The sequence below is a fragment of the Corallococcus llansteffanensis genome, from assembly GCF_003612055.1.
In the GTDB taxonomy this organism is placed as follows: Bacteria; Myxococcota; Myxococcia; order Myxococcales; family Myxococcaceae; genus Corallococcus; species Corallococcus llansteffanensis.
In genome coordinates, this window is the sequence record NZ_RAWB01000735.1 from 1 (window position 1) to 4,236 (window position 4,236).

At 71.8% G+C, this 4,236-nt stretch carries 5 protein-coding genes; all 5 read left to right on the plus strand.

Features of this window, described 5'->3' with window-relative positions; genetic code table 11:
* Positions 1–1,642: ATP-binding protein (locus tag D7V93_RS39165; protein WP_372338410.1), on the plus strand; the 1,642-nt coding region annotated here is incomplete at its 5' end.
* 240 nt (positions 1,643–1,882) lie between these two features.
* Complete coding sequence (locus D7V93_RS39170; protein ID WP_120648159.1) at positions 1,883–2,308, plus strand: YeeE/YedE family protein; 426 nt, start codon at positions 1,883–1,885, stop codon at positions 2,306–2,308.
* 15 nt (positions 2,309–2,323) lie between these two features.
* On the plus strand, positions 2,324–2,803 hold the full coding sequence (locus tag D7V93_RS39175; RefSeq protein WP_120648160.1) for a DUF6691 family protein: 480 nt from the start codon (positions 2,324–2,326) through the stop codon (positions 2,801–2,803).
* Positions 2,804–2,875: 72 nt separating this feature from the next.
* The gene (locus D7V93_RS47110) at positions 2,876–3,025 is read left to right on the plus strand and encodes an RNA polymerase sigma factor (RefSeq protein ID WP_244237771.1); all 150 of its coding nucleotides are present in this window, start codon (positions 2,876–2,878) and stop codon (positions 3,023–3,025) included.
* Positions 3,026–3,313: 288 nt separating this feature from the next.
* Complete coding sequence (locus D7V93_RS39185) at positions 3,314–3,658, plus strand: hypothetical protein (RefSeq protein ID WP_208723300.1); 345 nt, start codon at positions 3,314–3,316, stop codon at positions 3,656–3,658.
* The last annotated feature ends 578 nt before the right edge of the window (positions 3,659–4,236 follow it).

The following is a 4,236-nucleotide window of genomic DNA, read 5'->3' on the forward strand; positions in this document are numbered from 1 at the left end:
GCTCGTGGCCCTGTTGCAGCTCGTGCGCCACCGCGTGGAGACGGCGCGGCAGGCCAGCCTGGAGGCGCAGGCGGCGCGGCACCGCTGGCGTCAGCAGGAGGAGGAGCGCTTCCGCGCGGTGCAGGCGGCGATGGCCGCGCGCGAGGAGATGCTCCAGCGCGAGCTGCTGTACGCGTCCGGAGCGGCGGGGCTGTCCCCGGGCGCCTCGACCGCGGACCTGGCCGCGCACGAATCGTTGCTGGCGGAGCTGCTGACGCAGGCCGAGCGGCGCGAGCTGCTCCTGCGCGAGGAGGACACGCAGCGCACGGCGTGGGACGTCGCGGTGCGCGAGGAGCAGCGCATGGAGGAGGCGCGGCTGCGGGCGGAGCAGCGCGCGGAGGCGCTGCGCGCGGAGTGGGCGGCGTTCCTGGTGGCGCGCAGGTTCCCGGAAGGCATCTCCGCGGCGTCGGCGCTGACGCTGTGGCGCGACGCCGCGGCGCTGCGGCAGCGGCTGCTGGACCTGCGCACGGACGAGGAGGAGTTCACGGTGGCGGAGGCCGCGTGCGGCGCGACGACGGCGCGGCTGCTGGCGGAGGCCCGGGCGGCGGGGCTGGCTCCGGGGCCGGCGGAGACGGTGGCCGCGCGGGTGTCGGTGGCGCTGGAGGAGGTCCGCTCGCGGGCGGCGGACCAGCGGCACCTGGAGGGCCAGCGCGGGGAGTTGCTGGCGGAGAAGGCGCGGCTGGAGCAGCTGGTGCTGGACGAGGACCAGACGCTGGAGGCCCTGCTCGCGGAAGGGGGTTGCCAGGACGAGGCCACCTTCCGCCGCCGCGCGGTGCAGGCGCGCCGGTACGCGGAGCTGAGCGTCCGGGTGCGCGAGCATGGCCAGCGGGTGCAGGCGCTCACCGGCCTGGAGGAGGACGTGGCGCGCGCGGAGGTGCACGCGGCCGGGGGCGAAGCGGGACTGAAGGAGAAGCTGGCCACGTCGCGCGAGCGCCACCGCGCGGAGGGCGAGCGGCTGAAGGCGGTGCTCACGGAGCAGGGCAGCCTGAAGACGCAGCTGTCGCAGTGGGAGAACGACGACCGGGTGTCCCGGCTGCGCATCCAGGAGGAGACGCTGCGGGCGAAGGCGGCGGAATTGGCCACGCGCTACGCGGCGGACCGGCTGACGCTGGCGCTGCTGGGGCGGGCGCGCAGGCGCTTCGAGGAGGAGCAGCAGCCGCGCGTCATCCAGCTCGCGAGCGAGCTGTTCTCGGAGCTGACGGCGGGGCGCTACCGCCGCGTCTTCATCCCGGCGGGGGACGCGAGGGAGCTGCGGGTGAGCGACGGGGCGCGGGACTGGAGCGCGGAGCAGCTGTCCCGGGGCACGCGCGAGCAGCTCTTCCTGGCGTTCCGGCTGGCCGTCATCCGCGACTTCGGGGAGACGCGCGGCGCGCTGCCGCTCATCGCGGACGACGTGCTGGTGAACTTCGACCCGGAGCGGGCCCGCGGCGCGGTGCGCCTCTTCGCGCGCCTGGCCGAACACCACCAGGTCATCGCCTTCACCTGCCACCCCTGGCTGCGAGCGCACTTCGAGGCCGAGGGCGCCCGGGTGCTGGAGCTGCCCGGCGCCACGAAGCCGGCGCGCGAAGGCACCCAGCCGCTGCGGGTCATCTCCGGCGGCTGAGCTCCAGCCCCCCGAGGCGCGCCCCTTCGGATGCATCCCCTGCCTGGAGCGTCCGGGCGAAGGCGGCCTGGTTCCGCCCGGGTGCCCACGAAGGAGTTGAGCGCGATGACGAGCAGAAGAGTTGTCGGAAAATCATGGCGCAACCTCCCGACCGTGAGAGCCAGGGGGCGGGAAGAAGGATTCAGGGCCCCTTCCAAAAGACGGGTGAATCCTTTTCGCGGGAATGGGCTCTCATGGGGCATGGCCTCCTCCTTCCTCCTCCCCCTCCTGGGCGGTGCCCTCATCGGACTGGCGGTGTCGCTGCTGCTGCTGACCCACGGCCGGGTGGCCGGCGTCAGCGGCGTCGTGGGCGCGCTGCTGGCGCCCGTCCGAGGGGACATCGCCTGGCGCGTGTTCTTCTTCGGAGGGCTGCTCGCCGGTGGGCTCGCGCTCGCCTGGCTTCACCCCGCGTCCCTTCCGCCCGCGGTGCTCCCGAGCGGCGGAGGCACTGTCCTGCTGGGGGTGGCGGGCCTGCTGGTGGGCTTTGGCACGCGGCTGGGCAACGGCTGCACCAGCGGGCACGGCGTCTGCGGCCTGGCCCGGGGCTCCGTCCGCTCCCTGGCCGCCACCCTCACCTTCATGGCCACCGGGGTCGCCACCGTCTTCCTGGTCCGACACGTCCTCTAGATGGGAGTCCTCTCCATGCGTTCTTCCCTGGGGGCGCTGCTCAGCGGCCTCCTCTTCGCCCTGGGGCTGGGCCTCGGCGGCATGACGGATCCATCCAACGTCCTGGGCTTTCTCGACGTCGCGGGCGACTGGGACTTCCGGCTCGCGTTCGTGATGGGCGGAGCCGTCGCCGTGCACGCGGCGCTCCGGCCCCTCATCTTGCGGAGGCAGCGCCCGCTGTTCACCGGGCGGTTTCCTTCCTTCCCCGCCCAGCGGGTGGACGGGAGGCTGCTCGCGGGCGCCGCCCTCTTCGGCGTGGGGTGGGGGTTGGCCGGCTACTGTCCCGGCCCCGCGCTGACCTCGCTCGTCAGCGGTGCCCCCTCCGTGTTCGTCTTCGTGCCCGCGATGTTCGCCGGCATGGCCCTGGCGCGGAAGCTCCAGGCATCAGGGCAACAGGCGGAGGTGTTGCCCCCGGGGGAAGGGACGGCCACGGCCCATGTCGACGCGAACCGATGAGCAGTTGCTGGAGGCCACGCGGACCGGGACGCCCGGGCGATCGACGAGCTGCTGACGCGTCACAAGAAGGAGGTGTACCGCTTCGGCCTGCGCATGTGCGGTTCGGAGGAGGATGCCCGGGAGGTGTTGCAGGAGACGCTGCTCGCGGCCTTCCGCAACCTGCATGCGTTCCAGGGCGACGCGGCGGTGCGCCAGGCGATTTCACGCATCCTGTCGGCTTGACGGGCCGGCCGACCCAGCGCCCCCGCGGCGTGCATGTCAGGAGCATCTGACAGGCTCGGGGTTCCTGCTCGCGATGCCGGGCAGCCGGAGAGTCGCGTGCGCGCACGACCTGTCGCATCCCTCGTCCTGTTCCTCATGGGCTGCGCTGGAGGGCCTGATGCATCTCTTGTCGCGAGGGACTACGGCTTTGAAGAAACCGGTGACCGGGTCTGGGTCCGAGGTCCGTGGGACGCCATCGCCCCGTCACGCGACATTGATGGAGTCATCGACCAGCTATGCCCCGCGGTCATGACCCTCCCCCGAGCACGGGAGCGCGACTACGGACAGGAGTATTGCGGCCTCATCTACTCCCTCGGAGATGGGCTGTACTACGCGAGCAGGACCACGTCCCTGGGGCGGCTCGAGTTGGTGGGCCCTTCCCGGCGGAAGTCCTGCATTGTTCCTCGCCGCGTGCTGGATGAGCGGGGCCGGGCACATCCCATCGCGGACTTCCACAGCCATCCCTGGGCGCCGTCACCGCTCTCCCAGAAGGATCTGCTCAGGGGCAATCAGTGGTGGAGCATCCGGATCCAGTTCGACACGACCTGTGAACTCGCGTCCACGAAAGTCGGGGCCAGCGATACTCCACCGTGAAAGGCGGCACCGAAAACCATCATGGGAACCCGACCATGGAGGCTGCTCCCGCTCCTGATGCTCAATGCCTGCGCCCTCTTCCGGCCTCCGGCACGCCCCGTTCATGCGCCCCCAGAGCAGGCGGAGCGCTTTGCGTTCCCCATCGTGCTTCCCGAGGAAGGGCAACAGGTCCTGTCCGGAACGATGGCGGCGTCGGTCGCCCTCGCGATGGAGGACTTCCTGCCGCTGGGCTCGAAGCCCCCCCGGGACGCCAGCCCCGCGGAGGTCTGCGTCAACAAGCGGGAGGCGTATGACGTCACCAGCGTTCCCGGAAAAGACGGGGTGGTGTTCGTCCGCTTCTCCGTCAGTTCCATGGCGTGCCGTGACCTCGCCGGCCCTGCCATCTTCGGACGTGCCCACTGTCTATGCCGTGGACACACGGCAGTGGGTCATCCTCTCCATCCAGAAATAAAGCGGGCCGGCCGACCCAGCGCCCCCCGCGCGGATCCAGGCCGTACCCTGAAAAAAAGCACTGGGAGCGCGCCCCCTCGACGCGCTCCCAGTGACTCAACCCCTCCCCCGAGGGGTCCCCCTCAACG